This is a genomic window from Microbacterium indicum DSM 19969 (assembly GCF_000422385.1).
Classification (GTDB): Bacteria; Actinomycetota; Actinomycetes; order Actinomycetales; family Microbacteriaceae; genus Microbacterium; species Microbacterium indicum.
Genome location: NZ_AULR01000001.1, coordinates 44,415 through 64,986, shown reverse-complemented (window position 1 = coordinate 64,986; position 20,572 = coordinate 44,415). Strand labels below are relative to the sequence as shown.

Genomic DNA, 20,572 nt, shown 5'->3' with positions numbered 1-20,572 from the left:
GCCCGCCCGATGGCCTCAACGGGTCAGAACGGCGCGGGCTCCTCCGCGAGGTCGCGGAACCGCACGGCGCCTCCCGGCCTCGTCACGCGCTTCGACCCGAGCGGCGAGGTCCATTCGTAGACGCCGTCGCCGACCTGCTTCACCTTCCACGGGGTGTTGTGCTTGACCATGTGGTGCGCCTCGCACAGGCACCCGAGGTTGTCGAGCGTCGTCTCGCCGCCGAGGGCGTGGTCGTGCGTGTGGTCGATGTCGCACGAGCGGGCCGCCGCGGTGCATCCGGGGAACCGGCACGTGCCGTCGCGCGCGAGCAGGAACCTCCTCTGGTCGCGCGTCGGCCGGTATCCGTCGGTCGCGACCACCTGCCCGTCGGGCCTCACGAAGATCCGATCCCACGTCGGTGCCCGCGCCGCCAGGCGCCTCGCGGTCGCCGTCGCGATCGGCTGATCTGACGCGGACAGCGGCTGCCCGGCCCCGGGCCCCGTGCCGGCGCCGGTGCCGACGAGCCGATCGACGGGGATCACCACCTGGACCGTCGCGCGGATCTCGTCGAGCGCCGTGTCGCCCGGCGTGTGGAGCTGGTGCGCGTTCGGCTGCCCCGTGAGCATGATGTCGGCGAGGAGATCGGCGCGGATCTGGTCGAGGGATCGCCGGTTCGGGTCCTTCGGGAACCCCGTCGCCGCGGCCCGCTCGCGCTGGTGCTCGATCCGATGCGCCGATGCGACCTTGCGCCCCATCGTCGTGAGGCGATCGAGGATCCCGTGGATCACCGCGGCGTCGCCGACGACCGTGAGCTCGCTCATGCCGTCGTCGAGGTCGCGCACCGTGACGCGGCGCCGCGCCCTCGCGACCGCGTGCGCCTCATCGAAGTCGCGGGGAGACAGCCGGTCGGCGATGACCTTGGCCGCCCGGCGCGTCTGCTGCGGCGTGGAGTCGGCCGCGAACTCGAGGATCCGCTCCTCGTACGCCGCCCGGGCGGTGTCGTCATGCGCGAGGCGGGCGCCCTCGGAGATGATCGCGCGCACGTGCTCGTCGGCGATCAGCCCCGCGCGGAGCGCCTGCTGCGTCGCCGGGTACTGCCGCGTGAGCGTCGACGCCTCGCGCAGCCGGTTCGACGCGACGGTGCGGGAGACGTGCGTCGCCGATGCGACCTCGTCCGCCATGGACCGGTACGGGAGGTCCTGGTGATCTCCGCGCCCCGGCATGCGGCCCGCCTGCGCCGCGGAGATCGCGTCGAGCACCGCCTGGGCCGACGCCGCGAGCGAGTCGGCGCCCGCGCGCATCTCCTGTGCGACGCGCAGCGCCGCGAGAGCCTCGTCGGCGCGCCGACGCTCGTCGGGCGTCATGTCCCACGAGGTCGCGTCGGGCGCCGTGTCGGTCATGACCCCAATGTATCGAACAAATATTCGAAAATCAAGCGATCGGAGAGCATCTGCGCGGTCTCGTCCGCCGCCGCGGACCGCTCCGTCGATCCCGGCGAAACACGCAGATCGGCGCCCGTAGGATTGTGTGGTGACCTCCGGCCAGTCGTTCTACATCACCACCCCGATCTACTACCCCTCCGATGTGCCCCACATCGGCCACGGGTACACGACGGTCGCGGTCGACACCCTCGCGCGGTGGCACCGCCAGTCGGGCGACGACACCTGGATGCTCACGGGAACCGACGAGCATGGGCAGAAGATGCTCCGGGCCGCGGCGGCCAACGGCGTGACGCCGCAGGAGTACGTCGACAAGCTCGTCAGCGAGGCGTGGTTCCCGCTGCTCGAGAAGCTCGACGCCGCGAACGACGACTTCATCCGCACGACGCAGCCGCGCCACGAGGAGGGCGTCAAGGCGTTCATCCAGGCGATCTACGACCGCGGCTACATCTACGCGGGCGAGTACGAGGCGCTCTACTGCGTCGGCTGCGAGGAGTTCAAGCCCGAGAGCGAGATCGTCGACGGCACGGGCGAGTTCGAGGGCCTCAAGGTCTGCGCGATCCATTCGAAGCCGCTCGAGCTGCTGCACGAGAAGAACTACTTCTTCAAGCTCAGCGAGTTCGGCGACAAGCTGCTCGAGCTCTACCGCGAGCGCCCCGACTTCGTGCAGCCCGAGTCGGCGCGCAACGAGGTCGTCGCCTTCGTGCAGCAGGGCCTCAAGGACCTGTCGATCTCGCGCAGCGCCTTCGACTGGGGCATCCCCGTTCCGTGGGACGAGTCGCACGTCATCTACGTGTGGGTCGACGCGCTCCTCAACTACGCGACGGCGCTCGGCTACGGCACCGAGGGCGGCGACTTCGAGCGCCGCTGGCCGGGCTACCACGTCGTCGGCAAGGACATCCTCCGCTTCCACGCCGTGATCTGGCCCGCGATGCTCATGGCCGCGGGGCTCGAGGTGCCGAAGGGCGTCTTCGCGCACGGCTGGCTGCTCGTCGGGGGCGAGAAGATGTCGAAGTCCAAGGCCACGGGCATCGCCCCGGCGACGCTCGTCGACACCTTCGGATCCGACGCCTACCGCTTCTACTTCCTCTCGGCGATCGCGTTCGGCCAGGACGGCTCGTTCTCCTGGGAGGACATGTCGGCCCGGTACCAGGCCGAGCTCGCGAACGGCTTCGGCAACCTCGCGTCGCGCACGATCGCGATGACCGAGAAGTACTTCGACGGATCCGTCCCCGCGCCCGCCGCGTACACGGAGGCCGACCTCGCGATCCAGAAGCTCGTCGCCGACGCGGCCGCGAACGCCGACGCCGCGATCGAGCGCTTCCGTACCGACCAGGCGATCGCCGAGATCTGGACGATCGTCGACGCGCTCAACGGGTACATCACCGACAACGCCCCGTGGGCGCTGGCGAAGGACGAGACGCAGCGCGACCGCCTCGCGACCGTGCTGTACACGTGCCTCGACGGGCTGCGCGCTCTCGCGGTCCTGCTCTCGCCCGTGATGCCGAAGTCGACCGCGACGCTGTGGCAGGCGCTCGGCGCCGAGGCCGCGCTCGGCGCGCTCGAGGATCAGAACGTGCGCGACGCCGGGGCCTGGGGCGTGCTGCCCGTCGGCGCGACGGTGTCGAAGCTCGCGCCTCTCTTCCCGCGCATCGAAGAGGCCTGATGGCTGAGCCGGCCCGCGACACCTACGTCGAGCGGCGCTCGACGCAGGGCCGCAAGGACCTGACGTACCCCGAGCCGCCCGAGCCGCTCGCGGTGCCGGTGTACGACAACCACTGCCACCTCGAGATCGCCGACGGCGACGATCCGTTGGGCCTCGACGAGCAGCTGCGCCGCGCGGCGGCCGTCGGGGTCGCGGGCGTCGTGCAGGCGTCGGGCGACCTCGTCTCGTCGCGGTGGGCCGTCGCCGCGGCCGAGCGGCACGCGAACGTGCTCGCGGCCGTCGCGATCCACCCCAACGACGCGCCGACCTTCGCGGAGCGAGGCGCCCTCGACGACGCCCTCGCCGAGATCGACGCGCTCGCCGCCCACCCGCGCGTGCGCGCCGTCGGCGAGACGGGGCTCGACTTCTTCCGCACGGGAGAGGAGGGCCGCCCCGCGCAGTTCGCATCTTTCGAGGCGCACATCGAGATCGCGAAGCGGCACGGCATCGCGATGCAGATCCACGACCGCGACGCGCACCGCGAGGTGCTGGGCACGCTGCACCGCGTCGGCGCCCCCGAGAAGACGGTCTTCCACTGCTTCTCGGGCGACGCCGACATGGCGCGCGAGGCGACCGAGATGGGCTGCTTCCTCTCGTTCGCGGGCAACGTGACGTTCAAGAACGCGCAGAACCTCCGCGACGCGCTGCACGCGACGCCGCTCGAGCGGATCCTCGTCGAGACCGACGCGCCGTTCCTCACGCCCGCGCCCTTCCGCGGTCGCCCCAACGCGCCCTACCTCGTCCCGCTGACGCTGCGGGCGATCGCGAGCGAGCTCGGCGTCGACGCCGACGAGCTCGGCGCGCGGGTCGCGGCCAACACCGTCGCCGTCTACGGGGAGTTCCGATGACCGTCCAGCTGCTCGGCGCCGCCGACATCCGCCGCCTCGCCGCCGAGCTCGACGTCACGCCCACGAAGAAGCTCGGCCAGAACTTCGTCGTCGACGCGAACACGGTGCGGAAGATCGTGCACGCGGCCCGCGTCGAGGCGGGCGAGCGCGTCGTCGAGATCGGCCCGGGGCTCGGATCCCTGACCCTCGCGATCCTCGAGACGGGCGCGAGCGTCACGGCCGTCGAGATCGACGGGCGCCTCGCCTCGCGCCTCGCCCAGACGGCGGCCGAGCGGGGCGTTCCCGCGCGCGCGCTGACAGTCGTCGAGCACGACGCCCTGACGGTCACGGAGCTTCCTGGCGATCCCGAGGTCCTCGTCGCGAACCTGCCCTACAACGTGTCGGTTCCCGTGCTGCTGCACTTCATGGAGACGTTCCCGGGGCTGAACCGCGGCGTGGTCATGGTGCAGGCCGAGGTGGGCGAGCGCCTCGCCGCGGCCCCGGGGTCGAAGATCTACGGCGCCCCGAGCGCGAAGGCCGCCTGGTACGGATCGTGGCGCCTCGCCGGCACGGTGTCGCGGCAGGTGTTCTGGCCGGTCCCCGGCGTCGACAGCGTTCTCGTGGGCTTCGAGCGCGCGGCCGAGGCGATGGGATCCGAGGAGGAGCGCGCGGCGACGTTCCGCCTGGTCGACTTCGCGTTCCAGCAGCGCCGGAAGATGCTGCGCCAGGCGCTCTCGGGCGCCCTGGGCGGGTCGGCCGCCGCATCGAGCGAGGTCCTCGAGCGCGCGGGCGTCGACCCGACGGCCCGCGGCGAGCAGCTCACGATCGCCGACTTCCTCCGCATCGCCCGCGCGGCGTAGTCAGCCGTCGATCAGCCCGAGGCTCGACATCGTCCCGGTGGCGATCGTTAGGCTGCGCGTTCCGTCGGGCATCGCGGTCACGGAGAACTCGATGAGCGTCTCATCCTCGGGATCGGCGTCGTCTCCTCTGCTCCGTTCGATGAGGACCGCGGCGTCGTCGCTGCCGGGAGCCGAGCAAGCCACAACGGACGTGGACCCGTCGGCCTCGCGGAAGAGGCAGATCGAGTCGCCGTCCCGCTTCGTCGCGCTCCACACGGTCGACTGCTCGAATCCGGCCTCTCGGACGAAGGATCCTTCGTCGAATTCGGAGGCGAAGGCGTCCGGGATGTTCGGGACCGGCGGCGAGGGATCATCGCCCGAGGGCCACGCCCCGACCGCATAGCCGCCCGCCGCCGCGGCGACGACGCAGAGAACGCCGACGGCGATGGCGAGCGGGCGCCTGCTCGGGTGCGTGAGCGCGTCCTGCGCTCCTCCGGAATTGTGCGCGGCCGCCGAACCGACGGTCCGGCGACGTGCTGGGGGTCGCGGGTGCTCACTGCGCATGCGGGTCATCGTACGGGCGTCTGCACTGCAGCCTGCCTGATCACCCTGGCGCCATGATCACCCGCGGGCGGCGACGCCCGCGTCGAACTCGTCGAACAGGTGCCTGACGACGGCGTCGAGGTCGGGATCTCCCGTCGCCGCGGCGTGCGCGGCGCGGCGCTGCCTGTCGGCGCTCGATCCCGCCTCGAGGATCGCGTGCACCGCGCTCAGCTCGCGCGTGCAGCCGAGGTCGGCCGCGATGGGGGCGAGCGCGTCGGCCAGCTCCGCGAGGTGCGCGCGCACGGGGCGCTGCTCGCCGTCCCTGCCGACGATGACGTCGGCATCGAGTCCGTACCGTGCCGCGCGCCACTTGTTCTCGCGATGGAACCACGGCTGCAGGGATCCCGGATCCTCGCCCGCGTCGAGCCGCCGCGAGAACCACTCGACGAGCGACTGGGTGAGGGCCGCGATCGCGGCGAACTCGGCGGGGTTCGTGACGGCGTCGCAGGCGCGCACCTCGACGGTTCCCCAGCGCGGCGCGGGGCGCACGTCCCACCGCACCTCCGTCACGTCGTCGACGACGCCCGTGGCCTCGAGGTCGGCGACGTAGCGCTCGAACCCGCCCCAGTCGCGCACCTCCCACGGCAGGCCGGCCGTCGGCAGCTGCTGGAAGACGAGCGCCCTGTTCGAGGCGTAGCCCGTCTCCTCGCCGGCCCAGAACGGGCTCGACGAGGCGAGGGCCTGCAGGTGCGGGAGGTAGCCCGTCAGCGCGGCGACGATCGGGATCGCCTTCGTGGGGTCGTCGATCCCGACGTGCACGTGCATGCCCCAGATCATCATGTTGCGCCCCCACCACTGGGTGCGCTCGATGAGCTTGTCGTACCGCGACTTCGGCGTGATCTGCTGGTCGAACCAGCGCGCCGTGGGATGGCTGCCGGCCGAGAGCAGGCGGATCCCGCGCGGCGAGGCCGCGTCTCGCACCTCGTCGACGATGCGGCGCAGGTCGTCGATCGCGTCGGCGACGCGCGCGTGCGGCGCGCTGACGGCCTCGACGGTGTTGGTGAGGAGCTCGCCCGTGATGCCGTCGACGTGCCCGAGGGCGCCGAGCAGCTCGGGCGCGCGCGGCACGAGGTCGCCCGTCGCGCCGTCGGCGAGCATGATCTCCCACTCGAGCCCGATCGTCGAGCGCGGCGACGCCGCGAAGCGGATGCTCACGCGGCCCGCGCCTCGACGAGCCGCAGGAGGCGCGCGAGCTGTCCGGGGCGGGCGGCCTCGTGCTCGGGATGCCACTGCACGCCGACGATCGGCGCCGCGTCGTGGACGACGGCCTCGACGACGCCGTCCTCGCCGCGCGCGCCCGCGCGAAGGCCCGCCCCGAGACGGCCCACGGCCTGGTGATGCGACGACTGCACGGGCTCGCCGGCGAGCACCGCGCCCGCGAGCGCCGGATCGATCGCGTGCAGGTCGTGCTCGAGGAAGCGCTTCTCGCCGACGCCGCGATGCGCGTGCGTGGTGGGCAGGTGCTGCACGAGGTCGCCGCCGAGGGCGACGTTCAGGATCTGGTGCCCGCGGCAGATCCCGAGCAGGGGCGCGCCGCGGAGGGCCGCGTCGGCGACGACCGCGATCTGCGCCTCGTCGCCCGCCACGTCGTGCGCGCCCGACCCCGGGTATTCGGCGGCGCCGCGGTAGAACGACGGGTGCACGTCCTCGCCGCCCATGATGAGGACGAGGTCGGCCGCGCGCGCGGCCTTCACGGAGGCGTCGGGCCCGATCTCGCCTGCCGGGACGAGCTCGGAGCGCCACCCGAGCGATGCGATCGTGGCGAGCGCGCTGCGATTGAACCGGTCGACGAGCTGCTGGTACCACGGAGCCGCGGGGCGTGCGTCGCGCACGTGCACGACGGCGACCAGGGGTTCGCTCACGGTGGCTCCTCTCGCGGATCGCCCCATCGTACGATCGCGCCGCCCGGCCCCCGGAAACGCGTGTCGCCGTGTGACGGCTGTAGCGTTCACAGGGTGAGCAACGACGTTACCTTCCGCACCCCGCACGAGATCGAAGACGTGCACCGCCCCTATGTCGCCGCGACGGAGCGCTACGACGGCGCCGCGTACCGCCGCGTCGGCACGAGCGGCCTCATGCTGCCGCCCATCTCGCTCGGCCTGTGGTGGAACTTCGGCGACAACGTGCCGATGGATCGCCAGCGCGAGCTGATCCGCCACGCCTTCGACATCGGGATCACCCACTTCGACCTCGCGAACAACTACGGCCCGCCGCGCGGATCCGCCGAGAAGAACTTCGGCCGGATCCTCCGGGAGGACCTGAAGCGCTACCGCGACGAGATCGTCATCTCGTCGAAGGCCGGGTACGACATGTGGCCGGGCCCGTACGGCGACCGCGGGTCGCGCGGGTACGTCCTCAAGAGCGCCGAGCAGTCGCTCGAGCGCATGGGGATCGACGAGGTCGACATCTTCTACTCGCACCGCGAGGACCCCGCGACGCCGCTCGAGGAGACGATCGGCGCTCTCGACACGCTCGTCCGTCAGGGCAAGGCGCGCTACGTCGGCATCTCGTCGTACTCGGCGACCCGCACGGCCGAGGCGAAGGCCATCGCCCGCTCGCTCGGAACGCCGCTCGTGATCCACCAGCCGAGCTACTCGATCATCAACCGCTGGATCGAGGACGGGCTGACCGAGACGCTCAGCGAGGAGGGCATGGGCGCGATCGCGTTCGTGCCGCTCGCGCAGGGCCTCCTGACGTCGAAGTACCTGGGCGACGGGCCGGCGGAGCGCTCGATGAAGCGCTCCTCCCTTCCCGGCGAGCAGGTCACGCCCGACGCCGCCGGCGTCCTGCGGGAGCTCGATCTCGTCGCGCGCGAGCGCGGCCAGAGCCTCGCGCAGATGGCTGTGCAGTGGATCCTCCGGGATCCCGTGGTGACGTCGGCGCTCATCGGCGCGTCGCGCACGGAGCAGCTCGACGAGAATGTCGCCGCCGCGTCGGGCCCCGCCTTCTCGACCGAGGAGCTCGAGGCGATCGACGGCCTCGCCGCTCGGTTCCCTGCGAATCCCTGGGCGTGAGGTCGCCTAGCCTGGGCGTATGACGCTGGCACAGGAGTTCCCGGGCACGCGGGTGCGCGTGCCCGGGAAGATCAACGTCTTCCTCGAGGTCGGCGCGGCGCAGGACGACGGGTACCACGAGCTCGCGACGGCGTTCCAGGCGGTCTCGCTCATCGAGGACGTCGTCGCGATGCCGTCGGACGACTTCACGATCGAGGTCGTGGGATCCGTCGACGTCTCGGGGGTCCCGCAGGACGACCGCAACCTCGCGATCCGCGCCGCGCGCATGCTCGCCGCCGAGGCCGGATACGACGGGGGAGTGCACCTCTCGATCCGCAAGGAGGTGCCCGTCGCGGGCGGCATGGGCGGGGGATCGGCCGACGCCGCGGGCGCGCTCGTCGCGTGCGACGCGCTGTGGGGGATCGGATCCACGCAGCAGCAGCTGCACGCGCTCGCGGCCCGCCTCGGGGCCGACGTCCCGTTCGCGCTCGCGGGCGGGACGGCGATCGGCATGGGCCGCGGCGACGAGCTGAGCCCCGCCCTCGCCCGGGGCCGCTTCGACTGGGTCCTCGTTCCCAACGACGAGGGGCTCTCGACGCCCGAGGTCTACCGCGAGCTCGACAGGCGGCGCGAGGCGCACCGGGCCGACATCGGGCCGGCGCCCGAGCGCCCGTCGGTCGACCCCGCCGTCCTCCAGGCGCTGCGCGCGGGGGATCCGCGCATGCTCGCCGGGGCGATCCGCAACGACCTGCAGGCCGCGACGCTGAGCCTCAGGCCCGACCTCGCGGCCGTCCTCGAGTTCGGCGAGTCGGCGGGCGCCCTCGCGGGCCTCGTCTCGGGATCCGGCCCCACCCTCGCGTTCCTCGCCGAGGATCCGTCGCACGCCGAGCAGCTCGCGCGCGAGCTGCGGCGCGCGGGGCACGACGCCATCACGGCGTATGCGCCCGTCCCCGGCGCGCGGCTCGTCTAGCCGACGAGCTCGCCCAGCTCGAGCCAGCGCTCCTCGAGGCCGTCGACCTCGCCCTGCAGCTCGCGCAGCTCGTCGTTCAGCGCGCTGAGGCCCGCGTAGTCGTCGGCGTCGTGCGTCGCCATGCGGTCGTGCACGCCCGCGATCTTCCGGTTCAGCGTCTCGAGCCTGCGCTCGATCGAGCTGAGCTCCTTCTCGGCGGCGCGGCGCTCGGCGCCCGAGAGCTCGGGCCCGGCGGCGGCGGGTGCCGCGGCCTTCTGCGCGGGCTGCGCCTGCTCGGCCGCCCGCAGCTCGAGGTACTGGTCGATGCCGCCGGGCAGGTGGCGGAAGCGGCCGCCGAGCACGGCGTACTGCTGGTCCGTCACACGCTCGATCAGGTACCGGTCGTGGCTCACGACGAGGAGGGTGCCCGGCCACGAGTCGAGGAGATCCTCCATCGCCGCGAGCATGTCGGTGTCGAGGTCGTTCGACGGCTCGTCGAGGATCAGGACGTTCGGCTCGTCGAGCAGTACGAGCAGCAGCTGGAGGCGCCGCTTCTGGCCGCCCGAGAGATCCTTCACGGGCGTCGACAGCTCGCTGGACCGGAAGCCGAGGCGCTCGAGGAGCTGCGACGGGGTGAGCTCTTTGCCGCCCGACACATACGACGACTTCTGAGCCGCGAGGACCTCGCGCACGCGCAGGTGCGACACGGCGTCGAGCTCGCGCAGCCGCTGGTCGAGGTACGCGATCTTCACGGTCTTGCCGGTCTTGACCCGGCCCGTCGTGGGCTTGACGGATCCCGCGATGAGGCCCAGCAGCGTCGACTTCCCGGCGCCGTTCGCGCCGAGGATCCCCGTGCGCTCGCCCGGCGCGATCCGCCACTCGAGGGGCTTCAGGATCTCGCGGTCGCCGTACGTCACGCCGGCGTCGAGGAGGTCGACGACGTCCTTGCCGAGGCGCGAGGTCGCCATCTGCGCGAGCTGCACCGAGTCGCGCACGGGCGGCTCGTCCTCGATCAGCTCGTTGGCGGCCTCGATGCGGAACTTCGGCTTGGAGGTGCGGGCAGGGGCGCCGCGGCGGAGCCACGCGAGCTCCTTCCGCATGAGGTTCTGGCGCTTCTCCTCGGCGACCTCGCGCTGGCGTTGGCGCTCGACGCGCTGCAGCACGTAGGCCGCGTATCCGCCCTCGAAGGGGTCGACGATCCCGTCGTGCACCTCCCACATCCGGGTGCACACGGCGTCGAGGAACCACCGGTCGTGCGTCACGAGGAGGAGGGCGCCCTGGCCCTGCGCCCAGCGGCGGCCGAGGTGGCCGGCGAGCCACGTGATGCCCTCGACGTCGAGGTGGTTGGTCGGCTCGTCGAGCGCGACGACGTCCCACTCGCCGACGAGGAGCTTCGCGAGCGCGACGCGGCGGCGCTGGCCGCCCGAGAGCGACGCGACGTCGGCGTCGAGCGAGAGGTCGCCCGTGAGGCCCGCGAGGACGTCGCGGATCCGCGCGTCGCCGAGCCACTCGTGCTCGGGGGCGTCTCCCACGATCGCGCTGCGGACGGATCCCTCCATCGGGAGGTCGTCGTCCTGGCTCAGCATGCCGACCCGCAGGTCGGAGCGGCGCGTGACGCGGCCGTTGTCGGCGGTCGTGCGGCCCATCAGGACCTTCATGAGGGTCGACTTGCCGTCGCCGTTGCGGCCGACGATGCCGACGCGATCGCCGTCGGAGATCCCGACGGTCACGTCGTCGAGCACCACTTTCGCGGGGAATTCGACGTGGAGGTTCTCGGCTCCGAGCAGATGTGCCATATCCGTCCCAGCCTACGGGCCCCGCGTGGGCCCGGCCTGTGGGCCCGCCCGCGGGCTCAGGCCCCGTCGTCGAGCGACACGAGGAGGCTGCGGAGCAGGCCCGCGAGCCGCTTCTGGTCGGGCCGAGACATGTCGGTGAGGATGTCGGCCTCGGCGTCTATAAGCCGCGTGATGGCGGCGTCGACGCGCGTGTGGCCCTCGGGCGTGAGCGTCACGAGAACGCCGCGCCGGTCGGCGGGATCCGACTGCCGCTCGACGAGCCCGCGCTCGCGCAGGCGGTCGATGCGGTTAGTCATGGTGCCGCTCGAGACGAGGGTCTGCTGGAGGAGCTGCTTGGGGCTCAGGCGGTACGGGGATCCCGCGCGCCGCAGCGCCGAGAGCACGTCCCACTCCCACGGCTCGATGTCGGTGCGGCGGAAGGCCTCGCGGCGCGCCCTGTCGAGGTGGTGGGAGAGGCGGTCGACCCGCGAGAGGACCTCCATGGGGGCGACGTCGAGGTCGGGGCGCTCGCCGCGCCACGCGCCGACGATCCGGTCGACCTCGTCCTGTCCGCTGACCATCCCTCCATCATCCCACCCGGCTTCCGTGCGAGGATGAGGGAGGGGCCCACGTGGGCCTTTCCGCCATGGTGTAACGGCAGCACGACGGCCTTTGGAGCCGTGAGGACCAGGTTCGAATCCTGGTGGCGGAGCGTGGCAGAGAACGAACTCGCGATCGTCATCCTCGCGGCGGGTCAGGGCACCCGCATGCGGTCCTCGACGCCCAAGGTGCTGCACCGGATCGGCGGGCGCACGCTCCTCGGTCACGTCGTGCGGCAGGCCGAGTCCCTCGGATCCGAGCACGTGCGCGTCGTCGTCAGGCACGAGCGCGACCGCGTCGTCGAGTCGCTCGCCGACTTCCCCGGCGTCGTCGCGGTCGACCAGGACGAGATCCCCGGCACGGGGCGCGCGACGCAGGTCGCCGTCGAGGCGCTCCCCGCGGGCTTCGCGGGCGACGTCCTCGTGCTCTCGGGCGACGTACCGCTCATCGAGGCCGACACCTTCCGGGCGCTCCTCGACGAGCACCGCCGGCGCGACGCCGACGCGACGATCCTCAGCGCCGAGCTCGCGGATCCGTCCGGCTACGGCCGCGTGATCCGCGACGACGCCGGCATGGTCGCCCGCATCGTCGAGCAGAAGGACGCCACGGCAGAGGAGGCCTCCGTCACCGAGATCAACTCGGGCGTCTACGTCTTCCGCGGGCCCGCCCTGCGCGACGCGCTCGCGCGGGTCGGCACCGACAACGCGCAGGGCGAGATGTACCTGACCGACGTCATGCGGATCCTGCGAGACGCGGGCCGGGGCGTCGCGGCGATCTCGGCGCCCGACGCCCGCACGGCGCTCGGCGTCAACGACCGCGTGCAGCTCGCCGACGCGGCGCGGATCCTCAACCAGCGCGTCGTGCGCCGGTGGCAGCTCGAGGGCGTGACGATCCTCGACCCGCAGACCACGTGGATCGACGACACCGCGACCCTCGAGGCCGACGTCACGGTCCTCCCGAACACGCACATCCTCGGCGCATCGAGCGTCGCGACGGGCGCCGTGATCGGGCCCGACACCTCGCTCGTCGACACCGAGGTCGGCGCGGGCGCGACGGTCAGGCGCAGCGACGCGACCCTCGCCGTCATCGGCGCGCACGCGACCGTCGGCCCGTGGGCGTACCTGCGGGCGGGCGCCGAGCTCGCCGACTCGGCCAAGGCCGGCACCTTCGTCGAGATCAAGAACTCGACGGTCGGCGAAGGCAGCAAGGTGCCGCACCTCTCGTACGTGGGCGACACGACGATCGGGGTCGGCGTGAACCTCGGCGCAGGGGCGATCACGGCGAACTACGACGACGTCGCGAAGCACCGCACCGAGATCGGCGACCACGTGCACTCGGGCTCGCACACGGTCTTCATCGCCCCCGTTAGAATCGGTGACGGCGCGAAGACGGGGGCGGGCGCGGTGATCCGAAAGGATGTGCCGGCCGGATCCCTCGCCCTGAGCGTGGCACCCCAGCGCAACATCGAGGGGTGGGTCGAGAAGAATCGGGCGGGAACCGCGGCTGCCGAGGCCTCGGAGCACGCGCACGACGCAGAGAAAGCGACCGATGTCGGGCAAGAGTAAGACCGTAGACCTCGATCTCGAACGGGGCATCGCCCCCGGGCGGGAGCAGAAGACCAAGAAGCGTCTGGTGGTGGTCTCGGGCCGCTCGCACCCGGCGCTCGCCGAAGCCGTCGCGACCGAGCTGGGCATCGGCCTCGCCCCGACCGAGCTGCGCACCTTTGCCTCCGGCGAGATCTACTCGCGCTACTCCGTCTCGATGCGCGGAACCGACGTGTTCCTCATCCAGTCGTTCGGCGAGAAGATCAACGAGGATCTCATGGAGACCCTCATCATGCTCGACGCGCTCAAGCGGGCGTCGGCGAAGCGCGTGACGGTCGTCCTGCCGTACTACCCGTACTCGCGCCAGGACAAGAAGGGCCGCGGCCGCGAGCCGATCTCGGCCCGCCTCATCACCGACCTCATCGCGACGGCCGGCGCCGACCGGATCATGAGCGTCGACCTGCACGCTTCGCAGATCCAGGGCTTCTTCGACGGGCCCGTCGACCACCTCTTCGCGAAGCCCGTCCTCGAGGGCCACTTCGTCGAGACGCTCACCGACGAGGACCGCGAGACCCTCACGGTCGTCTCGCCCGACATGGGCCGCGTGCGCGTCGCCGACACGTGGAGCGACTCGCTCGGCGCGCCCCTCGCGATCATCCACAAGCGCCGCGACCCGAAGGTCGCGAACCAGGTCTCGGTGCACGAGATCGTCGGAACCGTCGAGGGGCGCACGTGCCTTCTCGTCGACGACATGATCGACACCGCAGGCACGATCGTGAAGGCGGCCGAGGCGCTCAAAGCGAACGGCGCCCGCAAGGTCATCGTCGGCGCGACGCACGCGATCTTCAGCGACCCGGCCGTCGAGCGGCTGCAGGGATCCGAGGCCGTCGACAGCGTCGTGGTCACCGACACGGTCCCGATCCCCGAGCACCACCGCTTCGCGAAGCTCACCGTCCTGTCGGCGGCGCCGCTCCTGGCACGCGCGATCCAGGAGGTCTTCGACGACGGATCCGTCACGAGCATGTTCGACGGCGCCGCGTAGGCGCATCCGTTCGCCAGATCCCCGCGCCGAGGCCTCCCTTCGGGCGGGGATTCGCGCATCTGCGGCCCTTTCGCCGGGTTCCGGCCGCGTGGAGGTCGATCGGCCGCGCGTGCTGCCGCCTTCCGGCGGGGATCCGCGCGCCGGGCCGCGTGAGGGTCCTGTTCGCGCGGGGATCCGCATCTCTCCGCGCCCGAGGATCCTTCCGGCGGGGATTCGCGTATCTGCGGCCCTTTCGCCGGGTTCCGGCCGCGTGGAGGTCGATCGGCCGCGCGTGGTGCCGCCTTCCGGCGGGGATCCGCGTGCCGGGCCGCGCGGGGGTCCTCGTCGCGCGGGGATCCTCGCACGGGACACATCCTCGATGACCCCGCGCGAGGTGGCTCCTTTCGGCGGTGAGCTGCCGATCAGCGGCCATACGAAGCCGGATCGGCCGCGCGAGCGTCGATCGGCCGCGTAAAGGGATCCGTCCCGACCCCACCCTCCCGCGCGGCGCATCAGCGAAGACTGCGCCGGGCGTGTCGAGCCCCGCACCAGCGCGTCCCCAACCACGGATCCGTCGGATCTGTCCCCAGAACGCCGGTTTCGAGCGGTCGGCCGTGAGCGCGGCGACGCCGGATCCGCCACGATCCCGGCATGGACATCGTCGAAGAGGTGCGCGGGCGTGGCGGGGTCGTCCGGTCGGAGGATCTCCGCCGGAGCGGCGCGAGCAAAGAGCAGATCGCGGCCGCCGTCCGCCTCGGGATGCTGATCCGCCCGCGCCGTGGGTGGATCGCCGCCGCCGATGCGGATCCGCTCCTCGTGTCGGCGGCGCGCGCCGGCGTGATCCTGACCTGCGTCACGCGCACGGCGCGGCTCGGGCTCTGGGATCCGGGTGCGGACGGTCATCACGTGGCCGCGAAGCCGAACCAGACGGCCGTCGACGTCGCACGGGAGCGCACACACGTGCACTGGGCGGAGCCGCTCGTCGCGCGGATCCCGGGCGAGCTCGAGGATCCCGTCGAGAACGCCCTCGGCTACGTCGCCGAGTGCCTCGCGCCGGAGGACGCGCTCGCGGTGTGGGAGTCGGCGGCGCGCGAAGGGCTCATCGAGATCTCCGTGATGCGGCGCTTCCGGCTCCGTCCCCGCGCGCGCGAGATCGCGGCGCGCGCGACCGGATACTCCGACGCAGGCACGGAGTCGATCGTGATGTACCGCCTGAAGTGGATGCCCGTGCGGATCATGCAGCAGGTCCACATCGCGGGGCGCCGAGTCGACTTCCTCATCGGCGAGAGGCTCGTCCTCCAGATCGACGGCGGCCATCACGTCGGGCCGCAGCGCGACGCCGACAACGCTCACGACGTGCAGCTGCGGCTGCAGGGATACCACGTGATCCGGGTCAGCTACCGGCAGATCATGGAGCAGTGGCCCTGGGTGCAGGATCAGGTCTCCCGCGCCGTCGCGCAGGGGCTCCACCTGGCCGCGTGAGCGGTGGGCCCGGCGCGGGGATCGGCTTTTCTGCGGGTGTTTGGGCTGGGGATGGCCGCGCGTAGGGCGAACGGCCGCGCGAGGGCGATGCTCGGTGCGGGGATCTGCCTACCTGCGGCCGTTTCAGGCTGAGAGGCCCGCGGGAACGCCGAAAGGCCGCGCGAAGGAGAACCCTCGCGCGGCCTTCCTGCCGGGTGGCGCCTCAGCGCCCGTTCGTGATGTCGGTGACGCGGCCGTCCGCGAGGCGAAGCCGGCGGCGGGCGCGCCGGGCGACCGCCGAGTCGTGCGTCACGAGGAACAGCGTCAGTCCGTCGGCGTTCAGACTCTCGAGGAGAGTCATGATCTCGTCGCGCGTCGCTTCGTCGAGGTTGCCTGTCGGCTCGTCGGCGAGGAGCACGCGCGGCCGCTTGGCGATCGCGCGGGCGACCGCGACGCGCTGCTGCTGCCCGCCCGAGAGCTCGCTCGGCAGGTGGTCGGCGCGCTCCGCGAGGCCGACCTGTGCGAGCGCCTCGGTCACCCGGGCGTCCCGCTCCGCGGGCGCGAGGCCCGCCGGCACGAGGCCCATCGCCACGTTCTCGCGCGCCGTGAGCGTCGGGATCAGGTTGAAGTTCTGGAAGACGAACCCGATCTCCTCGCCGCGCACGCGCACGAGCTCCTTTTTCGACGCCTTCGCGAGGTTCTCCTCGCCGAGGGCGACGGATCCCTTCGTCGGCACGTCGAGTGCGCCGAGCAGCTGCAGGAAGGTCGACTTCCCGCCTCCCGTCGGCCCCTGCAGGGTGACGAAGTCGCCCTCGTCGATCCGCAGGTCGATTCCCGCAAGGGCCCGGACCTCGCGGCCCTTCGCCGTGTACGTCTTCTGGACGCCCTCGAGCGCATAGATGGCAGCCATGTTCTTCTCCTTGGTTCTCACGCGACCGAGCGCAGGGCTTCGGCGGGGCTGAGGCGGGCGGCGCGCCATCCGCCGATCGCGCCGGCGACGAGGCCCGCGAGGACCGAGAGGCCGACGGCGACCGCGATGATCGTGACGCTGATGGGGGCGCTGAGCACGACGTCGGCGGCCTGGGTCGCGCTCGCCATGTCGGGCATCCCTCCGCCGCCCGGCCCGCCGGCGGCGTCGGCCGACGGCGCCGAGGATCCGGCCGAGATCGTCGGCTGCGCGATGTTGATGATGAGCGTCGCGGCGAGGCCGAGGACGACACCCGCGACGCCGCCGATGAGGCCCTGGACGACCGACTCGCCCGCGACCTGGCGCACGATGCGCCCGTTCGACCAGCCGATCGCCTTGAGGGTGCCGAACTCGCGGGTGCGGCGCGAGACGCCCGAGATCGTGAACAGCACCGCGAGCAGGACCGCGACCGCGAGGACGACGATCGACAGCCACGTGCCGAGGTTCGAGATCATGCTCGAGGCGCTCGACAGGGATCCCGAGACGGTCGAGGCGAGGTCGGACTGCGAGCTCACGGTCGCGTCGGGGAGCGACTCCTCGAGCGACGACTGCACGGAGTCGATCGACGACGCCGACGCGGCCTGCACATACACCGTCGAGACGACGTCGCCCGCGCCCGAGACGTCCTGCGCGACGTCGAGGGGGATGAAGACATCGGCGGCCGTGTCGGCCGAGTCCGAGGCCGAGGCGACGATTCCGACGACCTCGAAGTCGGATCCGCCGAGGTCGATCGTGTCGCCGACCGCGACGTCGTTCGACGTGGCGTAGGTCGCGTCGACGACGGCGACGTACGCGCCCGCGTCGTCGGCGGCGAGCGTGCGCCCGTCGCTGACCGTCACGGACGACAGGGGGCCGACCGTCGTGGCCTGGTCGTCGACGCCGAGCACGCTCGTCGCGTTGATGTCGAACGATCCGCCGCCGAAGCCGCCGCCGGGCTGGCCGCCCTCGGATCCGCTGCCCATGTCGGGCATGGATCCGTCGGTCGAGCCCGAGTCGGAGGAGGACGAGTCGGACGACGATGAGTCGGAGGGCGCGCTCGGGAGCTCGCCGTCGAAGGTCGTGTTCGAGAGCGACAGGGCGCCCGACACGGCGGAGACGCCGTCGGTCGACGCCGCCGTGTCGACGGCGCTCGACTCGAGCGTCGTGCGGCCCATCTCGGTCGAGAGACGCGACTGGCTGACGGAGGTGGATCCGTCGTCGCCCGTGGTCCCGTCGTCCTCGCCGAAGTCGAACTGCTGCCCGCCCCCGTCGGCACCGGGCTCGGCCGCGGCTCCCGTCACGGTCAGGTCGGTCCCGACGCCGTAGACGGATTCGAGGGCCTCGGTCTGCGCGTCGCGCACGCCTGCGGCGAGCGCGTTGACGACGATCACGAGCGCGATCGCGACGGCGAGGCCGGCCGCGACGATCGCGGTCTGCTTTCGGCGGCCAGCGAGCTCGCGTCTGAGGTAGGTCATGAACATGGGGATCTCGGGTCTCCTTCGTGCTGCGCGCACTCTGCGCGACGTCGACCGACGCTAGGGGTCCGCCTCATGACGCCGATATGGCGCGCTTAAGCGGGGCCTATGGAAGCGGATCCGCGATTCTCAGGCGGCGCATAACGCACGCCATAGACGACGCATAGGTTTGCGCGCACAATGAGTTCCATGACGAACATCGCCCCCCACGGAACTGCGCTCACCCGACCCGACGGCACGCCGGTGCGCGTGCTCGTCGTCGACGACGAGCAGATGCTCACCGACCTCCTGTCGATGGCGCTGCGCATGGAGGGGTGGGAGGTCCGCACGGCGGCCAGCGGCTACGAGGCGCTGAACGAGGTCAAGGACTTCGCGCCCGACGCGCTCGTGCTCGACATCATGATGCCCGACCTCGACGGCATGTCCGTCCTGCAGCGCCTGCGCCAGCAGAACAACATGGTGCCCGTGCTGTTCCTCACGGCGAAGGACGCCGTGGCCGACCGCGTCGCGGGCCTCACGGCCGGCGGCGACGATTACGTCACGAAGCCGTTCAGCCTCGAGGAGGTCGTCGCCCGTCTCCGCGCCCTCATGCGCCGCGCCGGCACGGCCCTCGCGTCCGAGCCCGAGCCGATCCTCCGCGTCGGCGACCTGAGCCTCAACGAGGACAGCCACGAGGTGCTCCGCGGCGACACCGAGATCGAGCTGACGGCGACCGAGTTCGAGCTGCTCCGCTTCCTCATGCGCAACCAGCGCCGCGTCGTGTCGAAGGCGCAGATCCTCGACCGCGTGTGGAACTACGACTTCGGCGGCAAGTCGTCGGTCGTCGAGCTCTACATCTCCTACCTGCGAAAGAAGATCGACGCGGGCAACGAGCCCCTGATCCACACCGTCCGCGGCGTGGGCTACATGATCAAGGCGCCGCAGTAATGTCGAGTCGCGTGAGCTGGCGCCACAAGCTCACGCTGCAGTCGCAGCTGATGCTCACGGTCTACGCGATCGTGGCGGCGATCCTCGTGGTCGTCGCACTCGTGACGAGCTTCGTCCTCCAGAACGTGCTGAACCAACAGCTCGACGAGCGGCTCCGCCAGGTCGCGAGCGCCCCGCTGTCGCTGAGCCAGGACGCGAACTCCGGCGTGCCCGCGCTGACCGATGACATGCTCGTCGTCGGCACGACCGACGGCAGCACGTGGAAGGGCGTGTACACCGACGACTACGCGGTGTCGGGGATGACGACGGCGCAGGTCGCGCAGGTCTACGCGGCCGTCAGCGGGCTCGACCACGGCCAGCACGTGACGGTCTCGGTCTCGGGCCTCGGCACCTTCCGCGTCGAGGCGGTGTCGGTGTCCGACAGCTCCGACGTCGTGACGGCGATCGGGATCTCGAACGCGAGCGAGGTCGAGACGCTCACGCGCATGCTCTGGGCGATCGCCCTCATCACGATGGGCGGCATGCTCGTGCTCGGCGTCGCGACCTCCGGCACGATCAGCCGGGGTCTGAGACCGCTCCGCACCATCGCGGCGACCGCGACCCGCGTCTCGCGGCAGCAGCTCGACCAGGGCGACGTCGAGATCGCCGAGCGCGTGCCGGCATCGCAGGTCAACCCGTACACCGAGATCGGCCAGGTCGGCGCCGCCCTCAACACGCTCCTCGACCACGTCGAGGAGTCGCTCTCGGCGCGTCAGCGGAACGAGGAGACGATGCGCAAGTTCGTCGCCGATGCGAGCCACGAGCTGCGCACCCCGCTCGCGTCGATCCGCGGGTACAGCGAGCTGTCGCAGCGCGACCCCGCCCTGTCCGACGGCAGCCGCCAGTCGCTCGAGCGGATCGAGGCGCAGGCGCAGCGCATGACGGGGCTCGTGGAGGATCTGCTGCTGCTCGCGCGCCTTGACGAGGGCCATGAGCTCATGTACGACGTGATCGACATGCGCCAGCTCGTCGTCGACGCCGTCGCCGACCAGGCGATGGCCGGCATGGAGCACGACTGGGGAGCCGACGTGGGGGAGGAGCCCGTCCAGGTCGCGGGCGACCGCGCCCGCCTGACCCAGGTCATCACGAACCTCCTCGCGAACGCGCGCACGCACACGCCCGAGGGCACCGAGGTGACCGTCGGCCTGCGCACGGAGGGGGAGGGATCCGCGACCCGCGCCGTCCTGACGGTGCACGACTCGGGGCCCGGCATCGACCCCGAGCTGCAGAAGTCGCTCTTCACGCGCTTCACCCGCGGCGACCAGAGCCGCGCACGCAAGACGGGCGGATCCGGCCTCGGGCTGTCGATCGCGCAGGCGATCGTGACGGGCCACCACGGCACGATCTCGGTCGAGAGCGAACCGGGATCCACGACCTTCACGGTCACGCTGCCTGCCAAGCCCCAGGACGGCGTGGTCGGGAGCACCTCACCGCAGCCGATACCGTAGGG

At 71.9% G+C, this 20,572-nt stretch carries 18 protein-coding genes and 1 tRNA gene; 11 read left to right on the top strand and 8 right to left on the bottom strand.

Translation table 11 applies throughout. The features are described 5' to 3' along the window. Positions 1 to 23 precede the first annotated feature (23 nt). Positions 24 to 1,379, bottom strand: coding sequence for an HNH endonuclease signature motif containing protein (locus tag H576_RS13685; protein ID WP_051171933.1), 1,356 nt, complete (start codon positions 1,377 to 1,379; stop codon positions 24 to 26). 130 nt (positions 1,380 to 1,509) lie between these two features. Here H576_RS13685 and metG point away from each other — a divergent pair, with 130 nt between their 5' ends. From metG to rsmA, 3 genes are read left to right on the top strand one after another with little or no spacing between them, the layout of a single operon-like run. After that, positions 1,510 to 3,084, top strand: a complete 1,575-nt coding sequence (gene metG / locus H576_RS0100295) for a methionine--tRNA ligase (protein WP_029149258.1) — start codon at positions 1,510 to 1,512, stop codon at positions 3,082 to 3,084. Then, on the top strand, positions 3,084 to 3,971 hold the full coding sequence (locus H576_RS0100290) for a TatD family hydrolase (RefSeq protein WP_029149257.1): 888 nt from the start codon (positions 3,084 to 3,086) through the stop codon (positions 3,969 to 3,971). The genes metG and H576_RS0100290 overlap by 1 nt, the downstream gene beginning before the upstream one ends. Continuing rightward, positions 3,968 to 4,810: a 16S rRNA (adenine(1518)-N(6)/adenine(1519)-N(6))-dimethyltransferase RsmA gene (gene rsmA, locus H576_RS0100285; protein ID WP_029149256.1), complete on the top strand. Its 843-nt coding sequence runs from the start codon at positions 3,968 to 3,970 to the stop codon at positions 4,808 to 4,810. Before H576_RS0100290 ends, rsmA begins: the two co-directional genes overlap by 4 nt. Here rsmA and H576_RS0100280 read toward each other — a convergent pair whose 3' ends face one another. From H576_RS0100280 to H576_RS13680, 3 genes are read right to left on the bottom strand one after another with little or no spacing between them, the layout of a single operon-like run. Further along, on the bottom strand, positions 4,811 to 5,353 hold the full coding sequence (locus tag H576_RS0100280) for a hypothetical protein (protein WP_029149255.1): 543 nt from the start codon (positions 5,351 to 5,353) through the stop codon (positions 4,811 to 4,813). It lies immediately after the preceding gene. 57 nt (positions 5,354 to 5,410) lie between these two features. Beyond that, the gene (locus H576_RS0100275) at positions 5,411 to 6,547 is read right to left on the bottom strand and encodes a glutamate--cysteine ligase (protein WP_029149254.1); all 1,137 of its coding nucleotides are present in this window, start codon (positions 6,545 to 6,547) and stop codon (positions 5,411 to 5,413) included. Further along, the gene (locus tag H576_RS13680; RefSeq protein ID WP_051171932.1) at positions 6,544 to 7,254 is read right to left on the bottom strand and encodes a gamma-glutamyl-gamma-aminobutyrate hydrolase family protein; all 711 of its coding nucleotides are present in this window, start codon (positions 7,252 to 7,254) and stop codon (positions 6,544 to 6,546) included. The genes H576_RS0100275 and H576_RS13680 overlap by 4 nt, the downstream gene beginning before the upstream one ends. A 93-nt stretch (positions 7,255 to 7,347) precedes the next feature. On the opposite strand from H576_RS13680, the gene H576_RS0100265 reads away from it, so the two are divergent. Both H576_RS0100265 and H576_RS0100260 read left to right on the top strand, forming a co-directional pair. Next, entirely contained in the window at positions 7,348 to 8,406 is a 1,059-nt protein-coding gene (locus H576_RS0100265) for an aldo/keto reductase (RefSeq protein ID WP_036318527.1), read from the top strand. A gap of 19 nt (positions 8,407 to 8,425) precedes the next feature. Next, positions 8,426 to 9,355, top strand: a complete 930-nt coding sequence (locus H576_RS0100260) for a 4-(cytidine 5'-diphospho)-2-C-methyl-D-erythritol kinase (protein ID WP_029149252.1) — start codon at positions 8,426 to 8,428, stop codon at positions 9,353 to 9,355. Here the strand turns inward: H576_RS0100260 and H576_RS0100255 are convergent. Both H576_RS0100255 and H576_RS0100250 read right to left on the bottom strand, forming a co-directional pair. Continuing rightward, positions 9,352 to 11,130, bottom strand: coding sequence for an ABC-F family ATP-binding cassette domain-containing protein (locus H576_RS0100255; protein ID WP_029149251.1), 1,779 nt, complete (start codon positions 11,128 to 11,130; stop codon positions 9,352 to 9,354). The genes H576_RS0100260 and H576_RS0100255 overlap by 4 nt on opposite strands. Before the next feature lie 56 nt (positions 11,131 to 11,186). Further along, the gene (locus H576_RS0100250; protein WP_029149250.1) at positions 11,187 to 11,690 is read right to left on the bottom strand and encodes a MarR family winged helix-turn-helix transcriptional regulator; all 504 of its coding nucleotides are present in this window, start codon (positions 11,688 to 11,690) and stop codon (positions 11,187 to 11,189) included. Positions 11,691 to 11,749: 59 nt separating this feature from the next. Here H576_RS0100250 and H576_RS0100245 point away from each other — a divergent pair. The 4 genes from H576_RS0100245 to H576_RS0100230 all read left to right on the top strand — a co-directional run bounded on the left by H576_RS0100245 (position 11,750) and on the right by H576_RS0100230 (position 15,756). Further along, positions 11,750 to 11,821 (top strand) — tRNA-Gln (locus H576_RS0100245). A gap of 1 nt (position 11,822) precedes the next feature. Next, positions 11,823 to 13,274: a bifunctional UDP-N-acetylglucosamine diphosphorylase/glucosamine-1-phosphate N-acetyltransferase GlmU gene (glmU, locus tag H576_RS0100240; protein WP_029149249.1), complete on the top strand. Its 1,452-nt coding sequence runs from the start codon at positions 11,823 to 11,825 to the stop codon at positions 13,272 to 13,274. Beyond that, the gene (locus H576_RS0100235; protein ID WP_029149248.1) at positions 13,258 to 14,295 is read left to right on the top strand and encodes a ribose-phosphate diphosphokinase; all 1,038 of its coding nucleotides are present in this window, start codon (positions 13,258 to 13,260) and stop codon (positions 14,293 to 14,295) included. The genes glmU and H576_RS0100235 overlap by 17 nt, the downstream gene beginning before the upstream one ends. Before the next feature lie 630 nt (positions 14,296 to 14,925). Next, the gene (locus H576_RS0100230; RefSeq protein ID WP_029149247.1) at positions 14,926 to 15,756 is read left to right on the top strand and encodes a type IV toxin-antitoxin system AbiEi family antitoxin domain-containing protein; all 831 of its coding nucleotides are present in this window, start codon (positions 14,926 to 14,928) and stop codon (positions 15,754 to 15,756) included. Positions 15,757 to 15,958: 202 nt separating this feature from the next. Here H576_RS0100230 and H576_RS0100225 read toward each other — a convergent pair whose 3' ends face one another. Both H576_RS0100225 and H576_RS0100220 read right to left on the bottom strand, forming a co-directional pair. Next, on the bottom strand, positions 15,959 to 16,645 hold the full coding sequence (locus H576_RS0100225; RefSeq protein ID WP_211215751.1) for an ABC transporter ATP-binding protein: 687 nt from the start codon (positions 16,643 to 16,645) through the stop codon (positions 15,959 to 15,961). A gap of 17 nt (positions 16,646 to 16,662) precedes the next feature. Continuing rightward, entirely contained in the window at positions 16,663 to 18,162 is a 1,500-nt protein-coding gene (locus tag H576_RS0100220; RefSeq protein WP_029149245.1) for an ABC transporter permease, read from the bottom strand. A 183-nt stretch (positions 18,163 to 18,345) separates the two neighbouring features. On the opposite strand from H576_RS0100220, the gene H576_RS0100215 reads away from it, so the two are divergent. Next, positions 18,346 to 19,083, top strand: coding sequence for a response regulator transcription factor (locus H576_RS0100215; RefSeq protein ID WP_029149244.1), 738 nt, complete (start codon positions 18,346 to 18,348; stop codon positions 19,081 to 19,083). Between the two features lie 11 nt (positions 19,084 to 19,094). Further along, positions 19,095 to 20,570, top strand: a complete 1,476-nt coding sequence (locus tag H576_RS0100210; RefSeq protein WP_245559087.1) for a sensor histidine kinase — start codon at positions 19,095 to 19,097, stop codon at positions 20,568 to 20,570. The last annotated feature ends 2 nt before the right edge of the window (positions 20,571 to 20,572 follow it).

What these genes read in the sequence shown, in the direction of transcription:
- H576_RS0100235 (WP_029149248.1), top strand. Translation starts at nt 13,258, where the DNA reads ATGTCGGGCAAGAGTAAGACCGTAGACCTCGATCTCGAACGGGGCATC.
- H576_RS0100290 (WP_029149257.1), top strand. Translation starts at nt 3,084, where the DNA reads ATGGCTGAGCCGGCCCGCGACACCTACGTCGAGCGGCGCTCGACGCAG.
- H576_RS0100230 (WP_029149247.1), top strand. Translation starts at nt 14,926, where the DNA reads ATGGACATCGTCGAAGAGGTGCGCGGGCGTGGCGGGGTCGTCCGGTCG.
- H576_RS0100260 (WP_029149252.1), top strand. Translation starts at nt 8,426, where the DNA reads ATGACGCTGGCACAGGAGTTCCCGGGCACGCGGGTGCGCGTGCCCGGG.
- H576_RS0100280 (WP_029149255.1), bottom strand. Translation starts at nt 5,353, where the DNA reads ATGCGCAGTGAGCACCCGCGACCCCCAGCACGTCGCCGGACCGTCGGT.
- H576_RS0100225 (WP_211215751.1), bottom strand. Translation starts at nt 16,645, where the DNA reads ATGGCTGCCATCTATGCGCTCGAGGGCGTCCAGAAGACGTACACGGCG.
- H576_RS0100255 (WP_029149251.1), bottom strand. Translation starts at nt 11,130, where the DNA reads ATGGCACATCTGCTCGGAGCCGAGAACCTCCACGTCGAATTCCCCGCG.
- H576_RS0100215 (WP_029149244.1), top strand. Translation starts at nt 18,346, where the DNA reads ATGACGAACATCGCCCCCCACGGAACTGCGCTCACCCGACCCGACGGC.
- H576_RS0100220 (WP_029149245.1), bottom strand. Translation starts at nt 18,162, where the DNA reads ATGTTCATGACCTACCTCAGACGCGAGCTCGCTGGCCGCCGAAAGCAG.
- H576_RS13685 (WP_051171933.1), bottom strand. Translation starts at nt 1,379, where the DNA reads ATGACCGACACGGCGCCCGACGCGACCTCGTGGGACATGACGCCCGAC.
- H576_RS0100250 (WP_029149250.1), bottom strand. Translation starts at nt 11,690, where the DNA reads ATGGTCAGCGGACAGGACGAGGTCGACCGGATCGTCGGCGCGTGGCGC.
- rsmA (WP_029149256.1), top strand. Translation starts at nt 3,968, where the DNA reads ATGACCGTCCAGCTGCTCGGCGCCGCCGACATCCGCCGCCTCGCCGCC.